General features: G+C 45.6%; 16 protein-coding genes. 6 read left to right on the plus strand and 10 right to left on the minus strand.

Annotation, left to right across the window (positions count from 1 at the left end; all coding sequences use genetic code 11):
• Positions 1-33: 33 nt before the first annotated feature.
• From QEP08_RS12430 to QEP08_RS12450, 5 genes are all read right to left on the minus strand, one after another.
• Positions 34-1,644: an MFS transporter gene (locus QEP08_RS12430; protein ID WP_285058444.1), complete on the minus strand. Its 1,611-nt coding sequence runs from the start codon at positions 1,642-1,644 to the stop codon at positions 34-36.
• A 1-nt stretch (position 1,645) separates the two neighbouring features.
• Positions 1,646-2,689, minus strand: coding sequence for an HlyD family secretion protein (locus tag QEP08_RS12435; protein ID WP_285058446.1), 1,044 nt, complete (start codon positions 2,687-2,689; stop codon positions 1,646-1,648).
• Between the two features lie 16 nt (positions 2,690-2,705).
• The gene (locus QEP08_RS12440) at positions 2,706-4,025 is read right to left on the minus strand and encodes a TolC family protein (protein ID WP_285058447.1); all 1,320 of its coding nucleotides are present in this window, start codon (positions 4,023-4,025) and stop codon (positions 2,706-2,708) included.
• A 92-nt stretch (positions 4,026-4,117) separates the two neighbouring features.
• Positions 4,118-4,798: a pirin family protein gene (locus QEP08_RS12445; RefSeq protein WP_285058449.1), complete on the minus strand. Its 681-nt coding sequence runs from the start codon at positions 4,796-4,798 to the stop codon at positions 4,118-4,120.
• A gap of 114 nt (positions 4,799-4,912) precedes the next feature.
• Positions 4,913-5,785 carry a helix-turn-helix domain-containing protein gene (locus QEP08_RS12450; RefSeq protein ID WP_285058451.1) on the minus strand — a complete coding sequence of 291 codons (873 nt, stop codon included), beginning with the start codon at positions 5,783-5,785 and terminating at the stop codon, positions 4,913-4,915.
• Positions 5,786-6,081: 296 nt separating this feature from the next.
• Here QEP08_RS12450 and QEP08_RS12455 point away from each other — a divergent pair, with 296 nt between their 5' ends.
• The gene (locus tag QEP08_RS12455) at positions 6,082-7,077 is read left to right on the plus strand and encodes a hypothetical protein (protein WP_285058452.1); all 996 of its coding nucleotides are present in this window, start codon (positions 6,082-6,084) and stop codon (positions 7,075-7,077) included.
• 53 nt (positions 7,078-7,130) lie between these two features.
• Positions 7,131-8,285 (plus strand): serine hydrolase domain-containing protein, encoded by a 1,155-nt coding sequence (locus QEP08_RS12460; RefSeq protein ID WP_285058453.1) that lies wholly within the window; start codon positions 7,131-7,133, stop codon positions 8,283-8,285.
• A gap of 64 nt (positions 8,286-8,349) precedes the next feature.
• On the opposite strand, the gene QEP08_RS12465 is transcribed toward QEP08_RS12460, so the two are convergent.
• Both QEP08_RS12465 and QEP08_RS12470 read right to left on the minus strand, forming a co-directional pair.
• Entirely contained in the window at positions 8,350-9,078 is a 729-nt protein-coding gene (locus QEP08_RS12465) for an alpha/beta hydrolase family protein (RefSeq protein ID WP_285058455.1), read from the minus strand.
• 99 nt (positions 9,079-9,177) lie between these two features.
• The gene (locus QEP08_RS12470; protein WP_285058456.1) at positions 9,178-9,561 is read right to left on the minus strand and encodes a winged helix-turn-helix transcriptional regulator; all 384 of its coding nucleotides are present in this window, start codon (positions 9,559-9,561) and stop codon (positions 9,178-9,180) included.
• A 128-nt stretch (positions 9,562-9,689) separates the two neighbouring features.
• Between QEP08_RS12470 and QEP08_RS12475 the strand changes: the two genes are divergently transcribed.
• The gene (locus QEP08_RS12475) at positions 9,690-10,481 is read left to right on the plus strand and encodes an SDR family oxidoreductase (RefSeq protein ID WP_285058458.1); all 792 of its coding nucleotides are present in this window, start codon (positions 9,690-9,692) and stop codon (positions 10,479-10,481) included.
• A 73-nt stretch (positions 10,482-10,554) separates the two neighbouring features.
• On the opposite strand, the gene QEP08_RS12480 is transcribed toward QEP08_RS12475, so the two are convergent.
• The gene (locus tag QEP08_RS12480; RefSeq protein WP_285058460.1) at positions 10,555-10,731 is read right to left on the minus strand and encodes a hypothetical protein; all 177 of its coding nucleotides are present in this window, start codon (positions 10,729-10,731) and stop codon (positions 10,555-10,557) included.
• 30 nt (positions 10,732-10,761) lie between these two features.
• Positions 10,762-11,091 (minus strand): ArsR/SmtB family transcription factor, encoded by a 330-nt coding sequence (locus tag QEP08_RS12485; RefSeq protein WP_285058462.1) that lies wholly within the window; start codon positions 11,089-11,091, stop codon positions 10,762-10,764.
• A 66-nt stretch (positions 11,092-11,157) separates the two neighbouring features.
• Between QEP08_RS12485 and QEP08_RS20920 the strand changes: the two genes are divergently transcribed.
• The 3 genes from QEP08_RS20920 to QEP08_RS12495 all read left to right on the plus strand — a co-directional run bounded on the left by QEP08_RS20920 (position 11,158) and on the right by QEP08_RS12495 (position 12,751).
• The gene (locus tag QEP08_RS20920) at positions 11,158-11,319 is read left to right on the plus strand and encodes a JAB domain-containing protein (protein WP_431844616.1); all 162 of its coding nucleotides are present in this window, start codon (positions 11,158-11,160) and stop codon (positions 11,317-11,319) included.
• 205 nt (positions 11,320-11,524) lie between these two features.
• Entirely contained in the window at positions 11,525-12,289 is a 765-nt protein-coding gene (locus QEP08_RS12490) for a helix-turn-helix domain-containing protein (protein WP_285058464.1), read from the plus strand.
• Between the two features lie 63 nt (positions 12,290-12,352).
• The gene (locus QEP08_RS12495) at positions 12,353-12,751 is read left to right on the plus strand and encodes a DUF1398 domain-containing protein (RefSeq protein WP_285058465.1); all 399 of its coding nucleotides are present in this window, start codon (positions 12,353-12,355) and stop codon (positions 12,749-12,751) included.
• 113 nt (positions 12,752-12,864) lie between these two features.
• Here QEP08_RS12495 and QEP08_RS12500 read toward each other — a convergent pair whose 3' ends face one another.
• On the minus strand, positions 12,865-14,085 hold the full coding sequence (locus QEP08_RS12500) for a thioredoxin family protein (protein WP_285058467.1): 1,221 nt from the start codon (positions 14,083-14,085) through the stop codon (positions 12,865-12,867).
• Between the last annotated feature and the right edge of the window lie 125 nt (positions 14,086-14,210).

The raw sequence follows: 14,210 nt of genomic DNA on the forward strand, positions 1-14,210 counted from the left end.
GCCCCAAGTCAAATGATTTCGTTGTTGTTGAATTTACGTGGCCACTGCTTCAAGTGAGCCTGCCGTCTGTCTTTTCTCCCTTAGCAACCGGATAACAGCAATGCAGACCGAAACGATCAGCACGGCAAGTATAACAGCAACGGCAATGCTCATGGATAGAAATATCGCTTTATTGCTCAGCAACTGGCTTTGTATGGCCACCGATCTGCTCAGGTTCAGGTTTGCCAGGCTTTCCGCTTGTGCAGGGCTCATCCCTTTGCTAATGAATAATTGCCGCAGCATTGCCAATCTTTCACCGGCCATCTGCCCGGTACTTGTAATGTGAACCAGGAAACGCTCCTTAAAAAGCTGATTGTAGTAAAGCTGCAGATTATAGAATCCGGCACCGACATTCAGGACGGTAACGAAACGCACATAAGCAGCAACGATCAGCCCGGTCATTCCGGTATATGGTGGCAGAGAAGTCAGCGTGAAAATCATGATCGGTACAAAGATCAGCCCTGAGGCCGCTCCCTGCAAAAAAACAGGTAGCATTAGATCCCCAAACGACAGATCATGAGTAAAAATATGGTACATCCAGAGGTGATAAAACAGCAATATCGCAAAACCGACGATCAGCACCGCCGGGACAATCTTTTTGTTTTTCAGGATCAGTTTACCGGAGATAAACATAAAAGTAAAAACACCAGCTACATTGACAAGGCCCAGTGCCATAATCTGAGACGGACTCCATTGCAGCACCCCCGCGGTATAACCAAAGACCAGGTTCAAGCTGTCTTTGATGCCATAGTATAGCGCAAGCAAGATCAGACCGGCCCAGAATTTTTTGTACTTAAAGGCTGTGATGTTGATCAAGGGCCGCTTTACTGTAGCTGCCCGGAACAGGAACAGCAGCAGCATGAGCATAAATAAACAGGAAGAAAAGCGGATGTGCGGATCACTAAACCAGTAATATTTGGAGCCGTAGATCAGCGTGTAGGCGAGTGAAAGCCCTGCGGTAAGAAAAAATATGGATCCCGCCCAGTCGATCTGGTACAGGGGATAAGGTCTGATCCCTGACCTGGGGTTGAAGATCAGCAGGATCAGTACCAGGGACAAAACCTGGAAAGCAATTAGGTACCAGTAAATCTCTTTCCAGTTCTGATTGAGCGCCACCTGGGAGAAGACCAGCCCGATAAATACCCCACTGCTCAAAATAGTCCCGTAGAATATTGATGGCGCAGCAATTTGCCTGTACTCGGGTTTCAGGTAAAGAGAAAGCATCATCAGCATAGTGCCACAGATCATGCAGACCACAATCCCCTGCAAAAAGCGAAATATAAAAAACAGGATCAGGTCGGTGGTATAGACACAGGCAATACTAAGAACAATTCCTAAGGTGATCGCAAAGATCAGATAGCTTCGGGCCTCGAAATACCGGATCAGCCGAAAATGTACCGGTAAGGTGACCAGTATCCCCACATAGGTCATCTGAAGTGCAAAGGTGATGTCCTCGGGCTGCGCACCCATGGAAGAGATGACATACTGCTGGCTCATGGCAAAGGCTGCGAACTGCACAATACCTGACAGCATGATCAAAAAGAGCAGGAATGGCAGCCCTGTTTTGCCGGCCAGCCAGGGATAAACGTAATTTGGAGTTTTCATGTTAGTTATAGTATACGGAGACTGTTGCGTTCATTCCGGATTTGACCTCTTCAATATTTTGGTCATCAAAGCTGATCCTGACCGGTATACGCTGCACGATCTTTACAAAATTCCCGGTTGAATTGTCCGGTGGCAACAATGAGAACTTGGCACCGGTAGATGCTGAAATTGCCTGGATCCTGCCCTTATAGGTCTTTTTAGAAATGGCATCAATCTCAATATCGACGGTCTGCCCTATACGCATTCCTTCTATCTGGGTTTCTTTAAAGTTTGCAGTGATCCATTTTTTGTGTTCATTGACAATAGAAACCAGGGGCTGTCCGGGCTGAATCTGCTGGCCTTCCAAAATTGTCTTTCTACCCATTCTGCCTGCGTAAGGTGCCTTGATGATGGTATAAGCCAGATTTATTTTGGCCAGGGTCAACTGAGCCTCTTTCTTCTTCAGGTCTGCGTTCAGCAAGGCCTTTCGTGATCTAAGCTCCTCAACTTTTGCCAGCCCGGTTTTCAGGCCGCTTTGTGCTGCATGAAAATCGCTGAGTGCCACATCATACCTGGCCTGGACAGATTCCAGATCTGCACCGGTGACGGCTTCTTCTTTAATCAGGTTGCGATAACGTTCGATCTCAGACTGCTGCTGCACAAGGCGCGCCCTGGCCGCCTGGATCTGGTCACGATTGACCAGCGTTCCGCTTTCAGCAGCGTGGATACCAGCGTCAAGTACATCAAGCTGTGCTTTGGCATCGTCCATGAAAGCATTAGCCTCATTGAGTTTTTGTTGATATTCCTGGTCTTCCATGATGACCAGTGTATCTCCGCTTTTCACCCGCTGGTGTTCTTCAAAACAAACTTTTTTGATGAATCCACCCGCCCGTGCCGATACCGGGTTGATGTAAGCATCAACCTGCGCATCGTTGGTTTGGATAGAATCCAAATTTGCTGCAATATGGATACCGAAATAAATTAGGGCAGTTGCAATAATAGCAATTGCGATGAGTAAATATGCCCGGTTTGCCGAGCTTACATTAGAAGTAGTTGTCGTTTTCATGTCGATTTAAATAAGTTTATAGTTTACCTGAAGTGTATTTTAGGCGATAGACCAACAGCTGGCGTATGGCCTTGGCCTGAACCAGGTTGTATATGGATTCCTGGTAAAGATTATCGGCATCCAGTAGATCGGTCAATAGCGCCAGCTGGTTGAAGTACTTAGAGCTGACAATCTTGTAGTTTACCGCTGCCTGCTCAATTTGTTTTTGGATGACCTGGATCCTGTTTGAAGCTTCCTGATATTTAATGCCGAGGCTTTGCGCTTCCTGCAGGGTATTGTCTGCGACAACCTCCTTCTGCATCTGAAGCTGCTGCAACCGCTTTTGGGCAGCACCTACTTTGTGTTTGTTGTGGTAGATAGCAGACAGGTTGTACTGCACCTTCAACCCAACAAAACCAATAGAATAGGCCTGATCAACCGGTGGAAAGAAGATGGTATTTGGATAAGACAGGCCATATGCTGAATATACCGAGACTGAAGGGTAATAGCCGCTCCGTATCCCTTTAATTCTGGCTTGCTGAACTTTCTGAGTTTCTCCGAATTTCAGAACAGAAAATGAGGTACTTGGCGCATCAAGGACCAAGTCCCCGATTTGCGCAACAGAAAGGCTGTCAGTACCCAGGCTGTCGACGGCCTGTATGCGTGTTTTCCCGGACAGATCAAGCAGCACGCTGAGTTTATCGCCTGCAATCCTCAGGTCATTACGGATCTGCTCCAGCCCAAGCTGTACATTGGAAAGCATCACTTCAGCGCGGAGTACATCACTTCTCGTAACCTTTTGGTGTTTGTACAGTGCATTGATGTTCTTTAACCTGGTTTCTGCCCTTCTTACCTGGTCAAGGGTAAGTTTTTCCTGTGCTGAAAGCCGGATCAGGTCCAGATACCGGGCTGCTACCTGAAGGCTTACACCTCCGCTTGTTTCCCTGGTACTGAGCTCTGCCAATGAAGACCTGTATTGTTGTTCCTGGAGCAGGGACCTGGTCCTGCCGCCTGAATATAAGTTCAAACTGGCGCTCAATCCAAGGTCGGCCCCGTCAGGCCCAGGCCTTTTAGGTACAGACTTACTTTCGAAAAGGCCGTCAGTGTACATGGTAAGCTTGGTAAATCTTTGATAGGAACCGCTTGCGCCGACACTTGGCAGTACAGATGCTTTCGAATCGCTGAGATCCTCGGTTGCAGCTTCTTCCTCAGCCTTGCCCACCAGTATTGCTTTATTGCATATCCTGGATCTTGAGATCGCATCCTGCAATGAAAGTCTCAGCAAAGAATCCTGCCTGACCTGGGCGAAAGTACCGCTGGATATCAGCAGCAGAACCGCTATTTTTATGATTTTCATATTGAATTGTTTTATTAAAATTTTCATAACTAATTACTTGTGCCGGTCTTTCTGAATTTTAGCCCCGGCGCTTGCTCATGTGAATACTGAGCTTACTGATCTGACGCATTCGCTGGAAGTTTAAACAGCATCACAGCGCTGTCCTTTGTGAATTCCAGGCTGAGCCCGGGTTTGCATTCGATCAGGACTGTGTCCTTAGCAGTCATGCTCAGTCCATTTACCCACAATTCGCCCCAGACAACAAAAATGACCATGTGATCCAAAAATTCCGGGATGGGATGCACGAATCCCTTATCAAACTGACCGGCAAGTATTTTTATAGGAGACGGGCTAATAATCCGGTATAGTATATTTTTATCAGGCAGGCCCCCTTCCTGCAGAAAACTGGTGCCATCGTAGTTTGCACCCTTACCCATTTCTATTTCTATGAATTCCGCATCGGTATGGTTGAGGGAGTTTTTCACCTGGTATTCATAGCGACCTGATTGGTTGGTCATGACCAGTAAGGTTCCTTTTACCAGCTTTCTTTTGAAGCCAAAGGAATCAGCATAGTTGAGTTTCCCTGCCAGCATAGCAATAACTATAACTGTCCCGGGCGTGGTAAATTCTCGCCGCACTTTTTCTTTTACAGGCAGTATGATCCTTTGGTCAAGCGACATCCAGGGCCAGGTGCGACCATCCTGCCATTTGAAATCCGATCGGGCCAGGGAACGGTAAGTTTTGACCGCGATTTCATCTGTAAACTTTCTTTCTGGTTCAGGAATATATTTCATCTTAGGGGCTTCCGGCAATTGGTACCGGTTGCCGGTACAAATCTCTGCACGGCATCAGCCTCAAAAAAGGTTGGATTTTCCCTTCTTTTGGTCTAAATGTCCCCTGAATATGAATTAAGTATGGGACTTCCTGTAATCGAGCGGGGAAACACCTTCAAGATTCTTGAAATATTTACCGAAAAAAGACTGGTCAGAAAAATTCAGATGGTCACTGATCTCAGAAATATTGAGGTGTTTATTTTGCAGGAGCACCTTGGCTTCCAGCAGCACTGCCTTATCTATCCATTCCCCGGCAGTTTGCCCGGTGACATCTTTAACCACCCTGGAAAGATATTTTGGAGTAACATTCAGCGCAGCCGCATAATAATTTACCGACCGGTGCCTTACAAATTCCTTGATGAGCATATTTCTGAAACGCTGAAACAGCGGGTTTACCTTTTCAGACTTAGCCGCTTGCTTCTGTTGCCGGTGACAACCATCAATATAATAAATAAGCACATAAATCAGATTGCGCATGATGGAGTGTTCATGTTCAAGGTTGTCCGATACGCAATTCGCGATCTGCGAATAGAGAGCCTGAAGGCGAACGAGCGTCTGCTCATCCGGCGAGATCACATGATGATCGTTGTCTTCAAAAAATGGGAATTTATTCAGGAAGAACACATCTGATTGCTGTTCCACTAAAAATGCTTCCTTAAAAAAGATCAGCTCCATTCCCGGTTTTTGATCAGAACGTTTAAAACTCCGGGTGACGCTTGGCCCAATGGTGATTAAAGCAGGTGCCTGTACAAAATGTGAAGTAAGCCCGGCCTGAAAATTAAGTTCCCCTTCCCGTAGGAATGCGATGCTGAAGTTCTCGGCCCGAAATGGCTCTGCTGCATAGATTGGTTCCTTGCCCATCGGAACAAAAAGATAGTCTTTCTGATCTGCACTGGATGCAAAAGCACTTTGAAGTTTGGAAATCGTATAGGTGGTGATTTCTTCCATAAATTTCTGAGCCGACCGTTGGACGACCCTTCAAAAATAGCACTTTTAGCTGCAATCCGACAAGCTGGTTCAAGCAGTAAACCTCATTCAGGCAAATCGGGCGCAGCTTCGAAAAAACCTTTCTTCACCATTTAAAGTGGGCAGGCTCTCTTTTGTGCCCTGCCCCCAGGCTTTGTATGGCAATAAAGCGCAAAGGGATTTGAAGGATTTGCCCAACTATTTGGAAAAAAGGCCTCTGGTCATTCAACCCAAAATTTTCTGATGCTATCCAATCTGATTTTTCTTTAATTTGCATCATGTTCAAACAAGCCTGCATCATTTTAATTTTGACCCTAATCGCCTGCCAGGGCGAGCATGGGCAAAAGCAGGACGATTATAGAAATTATCACCGGCAAATGATCATAGCGGATCAGGATATCGTCAACGGTCGTTATCAGGAAGCCTTGACCGTAATGGATCAGGTTTTCAGGCATTATGACTTTGTATTTCTGCGGGATTACCAGATCGCCGCACAGATCGCGGTTTACATTGGTAAAAGGCCAAAGGCTTTTGAATATCTGCGGGCAGCGATTGCCAATGGCTTGACTTTACCATCAATTCGGAAAAATAAGCTTCTCCGCCAGCTACAGACTGATCCGGCTTGGCAGCCACTTGTAAAGGAATATCCTGCGTTGCACCGCCGCTATCTCCAAAGGCTTGACATGCCAATGCGAAATATCTTAAAGCAATTGTTTAAGGACGATCAGAAACTGGCTGCAGAAAACCTGAAGATCACCGGGGAAAAAGCACAGGATGACTTTCTTATGCGCCGTTTTGTCCCCCAGAGTGAAAGGCAGGTCAAACAGATTTATGAGCTGATCTTACAAAAAGGTTACCCGGGAGAAAAACGGATCGGTAACACATTATGGGCCTGGACCATTCTCAGTCATCATAATTCCATATCCCCGGCTTATGTAAGGCAGGACAAATTATACGCCGCACTACGCCCCTTGTTATTCAAGGCTATAGCCACCGGCGACCTGTCACCTGGCGATCTCGCTGTTATCGAGGACTGGCGCATCACCGTCGGCTCTGACCATAAAGAAAGATCTTATGGTTATTTAAATACACTGACTATACATGACCTGCCTAAAGCGGACCAATTGCGCCAAGCTATCGGATTACCTTCTATAAAACTAAGGAATCAATTGGTCGATGTGCAAAAACGGACCGGCATCGATTTTTATCTGGAAGGGACGATGTGGGTAGAGGGAAAGATTCCCGTCTTGAAAAAAATCTATGCAACACAATAAAAATAATTGTGTCTGTTTAAAGAAAAGTGCATACCTAAACCATCCTTTTAATCGTGAAAACATGGAAACTATTCACCCTGGCCCTGACTTTTATTATTACCAAAGTGGCGGCACAGGACGCATCTCATCAAATTGATAGCCTGCTCAAAGCAAGAACAGAGACTGCGGGTATCGTGGGGTTATCCGCAGCGATAATATCTGACAAAGGCGTACTCTGGTCTAAGGGATACGGTTATGCAGATAAAGAAAAACAAATTCCCTATACCCCTGAAACCATTATGAACATCGGCTCGGTCAGCAAGTCCATTACCGGGATCTGCGTCATGCGGGCTGTTCAGGAAAACAAGTTATCCCTGGATGAGGACATCAACAAATATTTACCCTTTAAAGTGCAGAACCCTTATTTTCCAGGAGACAAGATCACCATGCGGCAGCTGGTGGTGCATACCTCGGGAATCCAGGACCGTGAGCCTGTCTACAGCGACACCAGCTATTATTATGGAGGTGACGCGAAAATTCCACTTGGAGAATTTTTGAAAGATTACCTGGTGCCGAAAGGCCGGTTTTATCAGGACAGCAACTTTGTGAAAGCAAAACCCGGTACTGAATCCTATTACTCCAACATAGGAGCTGCCCTTGCAGGCTACATTGTTGAAAGGGTCACCGGCATGAAGCTAAACGAATACAGCAAAAAGTTCCTTTTCGACCCATTGAACCTAAAAAACACCGGGTGGTTACTAAGCGATATAGATACCGGTAAACATAGCAGGCTATATGAGAGGAAAGGCGACACCTTATCTTTAGTTCGCTGGTATGGGCTGGTCACTTACCCTGATGGCGGTGTACGGACTTCAGTTTCTGATCTGTCGAAAATCCTTCTGAGTATTATTGGTAGCGGGAAACAGATATTGTCGGCAAAAAGCAGAGCAGAACTGTGGCGGCCTAACTTTACCGCCACAGATAAGCCCATTAACTATAACTATGATGCCATCAACTATAACGAAGGGGTCTTTTGGTCGATGAATGATCTGATGCGCAAAATCGGCCATATAGGTCGTGACCCTGGAATAAATACCTATATGTATTATGACAAGAGTCTGAAAAGAGGGCTCATTATTTTTTACAACACCAGCATTCCATATAAAGACAGGCAACAGTTTGAAACCGTCTATGATCAGTTGTGGCATCTGGCTTCCTTGCTGAAATAGATGAACTTTCTATCATGAACTTTTAGCCTCTACATTGTTGTCCTTGATAACTATGTCCATGTAACTAATCATTCAGAAAGGATAGCACATATTCCCTGATCTCGTTACGCTGCCGGTTATTGGCATGATCGTCCATATCATTGTGAATAGTATTGGGAAGCTTGATGATCTTAATTCCGTATTTCTGCTGCTCGGCCTCGTTCGGCAGTACCCCTTCATCAGCCGGCTGGTCACTTGAACGCAATGAATAAACTTTTGGACTAGCGGTCCTCGGCAACGGCATCCTTCTGTTATCAAGGGTTATGATCTTATCTATGATCCCAGGATACGTTTGTGGAAATAAGGCAGTCATATCAGCCCCGTTGGAATGACCAATCAGGGTAATATGCTTGAAATCCAGTTCCGGATTTGTTCTTTTTAATTCGTTAATAACAAACAGAATGTTCTCAGCCCCGCGTTCCCAAAATGGCCGTCTTACGACCTGCGGTATTCCGGAAGAAGGTATCAGGCTATCGGTTGACAACTCATGCTGGATGCTGATTACAAAATAGCCTTTTGATGCTAAATATTCATTAAGATATGAATAAGCCAGATAAGTACCGGGCCTATTTTGCCCGTATCCATGACTGAAAATGACAATTTTTGCCTTACCTGACCTGGGCTTGTAGATTGCCACAGGAATTTGCCTGTTTCTGATCTTGTCAAACAAGGTCAAACTATCAGGAGAGGAAACAACTGTTTGTCTGGCTATTGCGCCAGGAGGTATTAAGCCGGTCAATACCCATATTAACATTAATAATATATATATAGACTTCTTCATAACTTACTCATAAACTTATCGACGAATAGAATTCATCTCCTCAATCACCAGGTTTCCCAAAATCAGCAAAGGTTATTGGTGGCTTTCCAGATAGGGAGTTGCGTTAACTTGTTTCAAAATCACATCCCGCAAACGGTCTTCGTGTTCATCGCCCCATTGACCTAATGCGGCAATCACAGGGATTAACGTCTTTCCAAATTCCGTAAGGCTGTATTCTACTTTTGGCGGTACAACGGGGTAAATTTTTCTCACAACCAGTTCGTGTCCTTCCAGTTCTTTCAGCTGGATATTCAATACTCTGCGGGATGCATCCGGTATTTTCCGCTGCAATTCACTGGGGCGCTGATGCCCTTCGTTGATGAACCACAGGAGGCGGATCTTCCATTTGCCATAAAGCACTTCTCCGATCAAATCCAGTCCGCAATTTAAGTTCGGCTGTATCTTTCTTTCGTACATTTTATAAAGTTACACCTATGTTCCAAATTGCGCAATAGGGGAATAATTTATCCCTATGCAATTCGTATTTCCGTACTTGTGCAAACTGTTTTTAGACACCAATTTTGCCCTATAAACAATTCTTAAAAATGGAACAATTTAATTTCAATAATGAGTTATCCGGTAAGATCGCATTGGTTACCGGAGGTACAAAAGGAGCCGGAAGAGCAATCGCAGAAAGGCTTTTACAAGCTGGTGCAACGGTTATTATTATCGCAAGAAACACACCGGAAAGGGATAACAAGAGTTTGCATTTCATTCCTGCCGATCTGAGTAAGGCAGATGGAGTACAAAAAGTAGTAAGTGAAGTCCTGTCTACTTATGGAAGGCTGGATATTTTGGTGAACAATCTTGGCTCTTCAGAAACACCTGCTGGTGGTTTTGCGGTATTAACCGATGAACAATGGGAATCAACCCTTCAGGCTAATTTGCTTGCTCCGGTCCGGTTGGATAGAGGATTTTTACCACAGATGATCGCTCAAAAAAGCGGAGTTATTATTCACATCGCTTCTATTCAGGGCAAATTGCCCCTATATGATTCAACTTTACCTTATGCAGCTGCTAAAGCCGGATTGATCAATTATAGCAAGGGTTTATCCAAAGAGGTGTCTTCTAAGGGTGTGCGGGTGTTGACTGTTTCGCCGGGATGGATCAGGACTGAGGCTGTCGGACGCTTTTTGGAGCGGATCGCCCGGGCTTCGAATATTTCCGTTGAGGATGCTCAACAAAGTGTGATGGATGCTTTGGGTGGAATACCGTTTGGAAGACCGGCCGAGCCTGAAGAAGTTGCAGACCTGGTCGGTTTCTTAGTGTCACCAGGGGCCAGGTATTTAACAGGAACTGAATTCATAATTGACGGCGGAACCATACCCACTATTTAACGAAAGACCCCGATTTGCTTACAAGCTTCAGGGATTTGCTTACATGCGTGCGATTTAGCTTACCGACCTTTGATCACCTCTGTTCCACAAATGAAACCAGGCTTTCGTTGACAAAATAATTCCAGCCCCCGGTAAAGCTTTCAACTCTGAAGTTCGGATTTTCCTGAGGGAAGCTGTCTAGTTCCTCATGACTGAGTTTCAGCCGGGTTCTTTTGTAAACACGTTCTACAATCATTGGTTTTGTTTCCATAGCTTTATGTTTTTGGTTGATTTTTATTGACTAAGGCCGGTCTTCCGCATCATCACGTTCCAGAAACGTCCCAAGGGCATCCAGCTTGCGGGACCAGAATTTTCTATAATGGCTCAGCCATTGGTCTACTTCCTTGAGCTTATCCATATCTGCGCTACAAAAACGCTCCCGCCCTTTCTGCAACACCATTACCAACCCACACTCAGTTAGTATCTTGATGTGCTTGGAAATCGCAGGCCTGCTCACCTCAAAATGACCCGCCACCTCATTAAGGTTCAGGGACTGCTCACTGAGCAAACCAATAATTGCCCGGCGTGTCGGATCCGCAATTGCCTGAAAAACATCTCTTCTCATTTCCATAATATGACACCATTTGGTTACAAATGTAACAGAAACCAAATGGTTACGCAAAATTTATTTTAAATTATTGTCAGTACAAAATATAGCCATCCAACTGAACAAGACTTATCCTATACCTTCAAACTCGTAGAATCCGCCAGTACGCTCAGCATCGTAACATTAGACCACATCGTCACCTATCCGGAAGGATACTACAGCTTTCGAGACCATGATTTGCTCATCTTATAAACATACAAAAGCCCTTTTCCTACTTGAACACTCCTGTTACATATCATTCTACCTCTCTCCCTTTGGGAGAGGTGATGCTGGTGAGAAATGTGTGAAAATCTTGTATAAAGATCCAGACAGCAACAAGCCTCGCCGTTATAGGTAGCCTAAAAATCCGGCTATTCACATCTCATCTTAAAGTTCAAATTAAAAGCTAACTTTAAAGATGCGGTTTCAAGTTTATTTACCTTCAGCTGGTTTAGTACCCTATGTTAAACAGCTGGTCATTTCTGAAAATGAAGAGGCCGCTGCTTACACCGTGTTGCCTGGTACCGCTCTGGTCATTGGCTTTCAGTACCGCGGGAGGCTGGCCTACCTGGAAGAAGGCAGGGAAATACCGCTGGCAGCGACGGGTATTACCGGCCTGCGTGATACTTACCGTATTTTTCAGAACACTGCGGGCATTGGTTCTGTCCTGGTCATATTTCGGGAGACTGCCGTGGGCAGATTCTTAAAAACGCCGCTTCATGAACTGTTCGGAGAAAGCCTTTCGCTAGAACATTTTTTTGACCGCGGAAAATTGGATGACCTGGAAGAGAAGCTGGCGTTTGCGGGTCATGACGCGGCTCGTATCGCTTTAGTCGAACAATTCCTGCTGAACCATTTACAACAGCGGCCGCCCGATCTGCTGGTCAGCCGGGCGCTCGAATATATCCATGGCTCCGCAGGGAGTATCCGCATTCAGGAGCTGGCCGCGATGCTGCATACTAGCGCCAGTCCCTTGGAAAAGCGTTTCCGGGCTGAAGTCGGCGCTTCACCCAAAAAATATGCGACCATCGTCCGGTCACAGCATGTCCTCGCCGCTATGGAAAATGGCCAAATGGGTTATGCCGAATATCTTGCGTCCTTTTATGATCAGTCCCATTTTATCAAAAGTTTTAAAAAATTCGCTGCCGTTACACCCGAGAAATACCTCAGCCGGCTGAAATAAACGGTTTTTTACAATCGGGGCTCGGTGGGTCCGTCTACTTTTGAGTATCAAAATTAAAAAGCAATGTTTACATTACAACAAATGAGGGCGGCACACGCCAAGGTAAAAAGCGGCGCGGATTTCCCCGCTTATGTACAGGAAATCAAACAGCTCGGCTTATTGCACTATGAGTTTATGGTCAGCAATGGCCAGACCATTTATCATGGTGCCGATGACTTGCAGTTTAGCTCGGATCCGAGCTACACGAACAAAACGATCTCCGGGACTGTTTCACCGCAATTGCTGCAGCAGATCATTGTCGAACACCAGCAGGGAAAAAGCGATTTTTTGACGCTTTGCCAGCAGGTAGCAAACGCAGGCGTCGCGAAATGGATTGTGGATACCCAGGCGATGGTTTGCCGATATTATGATCTGTCCGGCAACGAGATAATCAATGAACCGATACCAGACAACGGCTATTGATCAATTCCCTAAAGCCATCGCAATTGGCTGCTTAGGCCGGAACTACTAGCAAAAACCTTTGGGGAATGATGCTAAGTGAGATTCAGTATGAGCAGCAGTTTTGCTGGCTTTTGTTACTGTGTAGCAAATGAAGCTTCTAACTTTTTAAAAACTTCAGAGGCGGGCATTAGTTCCCGGCAGCGTCTGATCCATTTCTTGGCATCATTGCGTGCCTGACTTTCCGTGGCAGGCAGCTCACCGAAAGCCTTTGCGGCAGTGAATAATATTTCCGAAACTTCGTTGCTGTAAATCGTGGCTAATAGCTTCCGCTCCTCTGCAAAACCTGGAAAAGACACACTGTCTTTTTCTCCGGTTAAGTATGGCCTTAGCAGCTCATTTTTACGTCGGACATCTTCGGCCCGGATGCTGCCCAGGCTGAGCTTTTCTACTGGCGCTGCCAAAGCATAGCCTGCGGCCTTGATCTGGTCAGTGTTCCGGATCAACCCTCCATAGATCAGGTTCATCCGGTTGATAAGTTCAATTTGCTTCGGCTGTAATCCGGGCATTTTTGTTCCAAAATCCAAGAGGACACGACATTCCGACAGGTGCAAATCTTTGAGTGCCCGCCCCGCTCCCTGACGCACAATGACCTCATATAGTCGGTTTGTCAAATCCGATTTCTGTTCCGCATCTAATATATCGTAGTTCATTAGAAGGAACATGCCTGATGCGGAATTGATGTTCGTCAAATTCGAGGCCAGATACCGGACAAATTCTGCCGGCCGAAGATTTGTCTCGGCAACCTCCTTAAAATAGGCATCCAGCACCTTTGAATTATCGAGACCATCTTTGGGCATGCGCTGCAAATAATCTTTTAGAAAGCCTGGATTTCTTTCCCCGTTTTCAAAAGCAGCCTCCAGGTTTCCGAGGTTCTTCGGGTCGGCACCCATTACAAGAGCATTCTTTCCTGTATTGATAAATTCCCCGAGCCTGCGTTCTCCAACAACTTTATCAACCAGGTAGCCTTCACTGTTCAGGAAGAGAAATGTCGGGTAAGCAGTAACACCATATTTTTTTGCCAGTTCGATGCCTTCACCCTTTTCCGCATCCATTCGATAGTTGACAAAATTGTTGTTGTAGAATTTTGCTGCCCCAGCGGCATTGAACACAGTCTTGTCCATCACCTTGCAAGGCACACACCAGTCCGTATGGACGTCGACAAAGATCATCTTTTTAGCCATCTGCGCTTTGGACAAAAGTGTTCGCCAGGAACCGGAATGAAAATTTATGCCCGTCTGGGCATTGCAGATTGTCACATAAATCAACGCAAAACTTAGCAGAACAATTCTTTTCATAGGGACAATAGAAATAAATCTCAAAATTAGTCGAAGTAATAATACTTAATAAACTTTAAACTGTCCAACACGCGCAATAGCCAAACATAACGACAAGTAATTTCAGGACTCGGCAAAGCAAGCAG

The organism is Pedobacter ginsengisoli (genome assembly GCF_030244015.1).
Taxonomy (GTDB): Bacteria; Bacteroidota; Bacteroidia; order Sphingobacteriales; family Sphingobacteriaceae; genus Pedobacter; species Pedobacter ginsengisoli.

What these genes read in the sequence shown, in the direction of transcription:
- QEP08_RS12430 (WP_285058444.1), bottom strand. Translation starts at nt 1,644, where the DNA reads ATGAAAACTCCAAATTACGTTTATCCCTGGCTGGCCGGCAAAACAGGG.
- QEP08_RS12435 (WP_285058446.1), bottom strand. Translation starts at nt 2,689, where the DNA reads ATGAAAACGACAACTACTTCTAATGTAAGCTCGGCAAACCGGGCATAT.
- QEP08_RS12440 (WP_285058447.1), bottom strand. Translation starts at nt 4,025, where the DNA reads ATGAAAATCATAAAAATAGCGGTTCTGCTGCTGATATCCAGCGGTACT.
- QEP08_RS12445 (WP_285058449.1), bottom strand. Translation starts at nt 4,798, where the DNA reads ATGAAATATATTCCTGAACCAGAAAGAAAGTTTACAGATGAAATCGCG.
- QEP08_RS12450 (WP_285058451.1), bottom strand. Translation starts at nt 5,785, where the DNA reads ATGGAAGAAATCACCACCTATACGATTTCCAAACTTCAAAGTGCTTTT.
- QEP08_RS12455 (WP_285058452.1), top strand. Translation starts at nt 6,082, where the DNA reads ATGTTCAAACAAGCCTGCATCATTTTAATTTTGACCCTAATCGCCTGC.
- QEP08_RS12465 (WP_285058455.1), bottom strand. Translation starts at nt 9,078, where the DNA reads ATGTTAATATGGGTATTGACCGGCTTAATACCTCCTGGCGCAATAGCC.
- QEP08_RS12470 (WP_285058456.1), bottom strand. Translation starts at nt 9,561, where the DNA reads ATGTACGAAAGAAAGATACAGCCGAACTTAAATTGCGGACTGGATTTG.
- QEP08_RS12475 (WP_285058458.1), top strand. Translation starts at nt 9,690, where the DNA reads ATGGAACAATTTAATTTCAATAATGAGTTATCCGGTAAGATCGCATTG.
- QEP08_RS12480 (WP_285058460.1), bottom strand. Translation starts at nt 10,731, where the DNA reads ATGGAAACAAAACCAATGATTGTAGAACGTGTTTACAAAAGAACCCGG.
- QEP08_RS12485 (WP_285058462.1), bottom strand. Translation starts at nt 11,091, where the DNA reads ATGGAAATGAGAAGAGATGTTTTTCAGGCAATTGCGGATCCGACACGC.
- QEP08_RS12490 (WP_285058464.1), top strand. Translation starts at nt 11,525, where the DNA reads ATGCGGTTTCAAGTTTATTTACCTTCAGCTGGTTTAGTACCCTATGTT.
- QEP08_RS12495 (WP_285058465.1), top strand. Translation starts at nt 12,353, where the DNA reads ATGTTTACATTACAACAAATGAGGGCGGCACACGCCAAGGTAAAAAGC.
- QEP08_RS12500 (WP_285058467.1), bottom strand. Translation starts at nt 14,085, where the DNA reads ATGAAAAGAATTGTTCTGCTAAGTTTTGCGTTGATTTATGTGACAATC.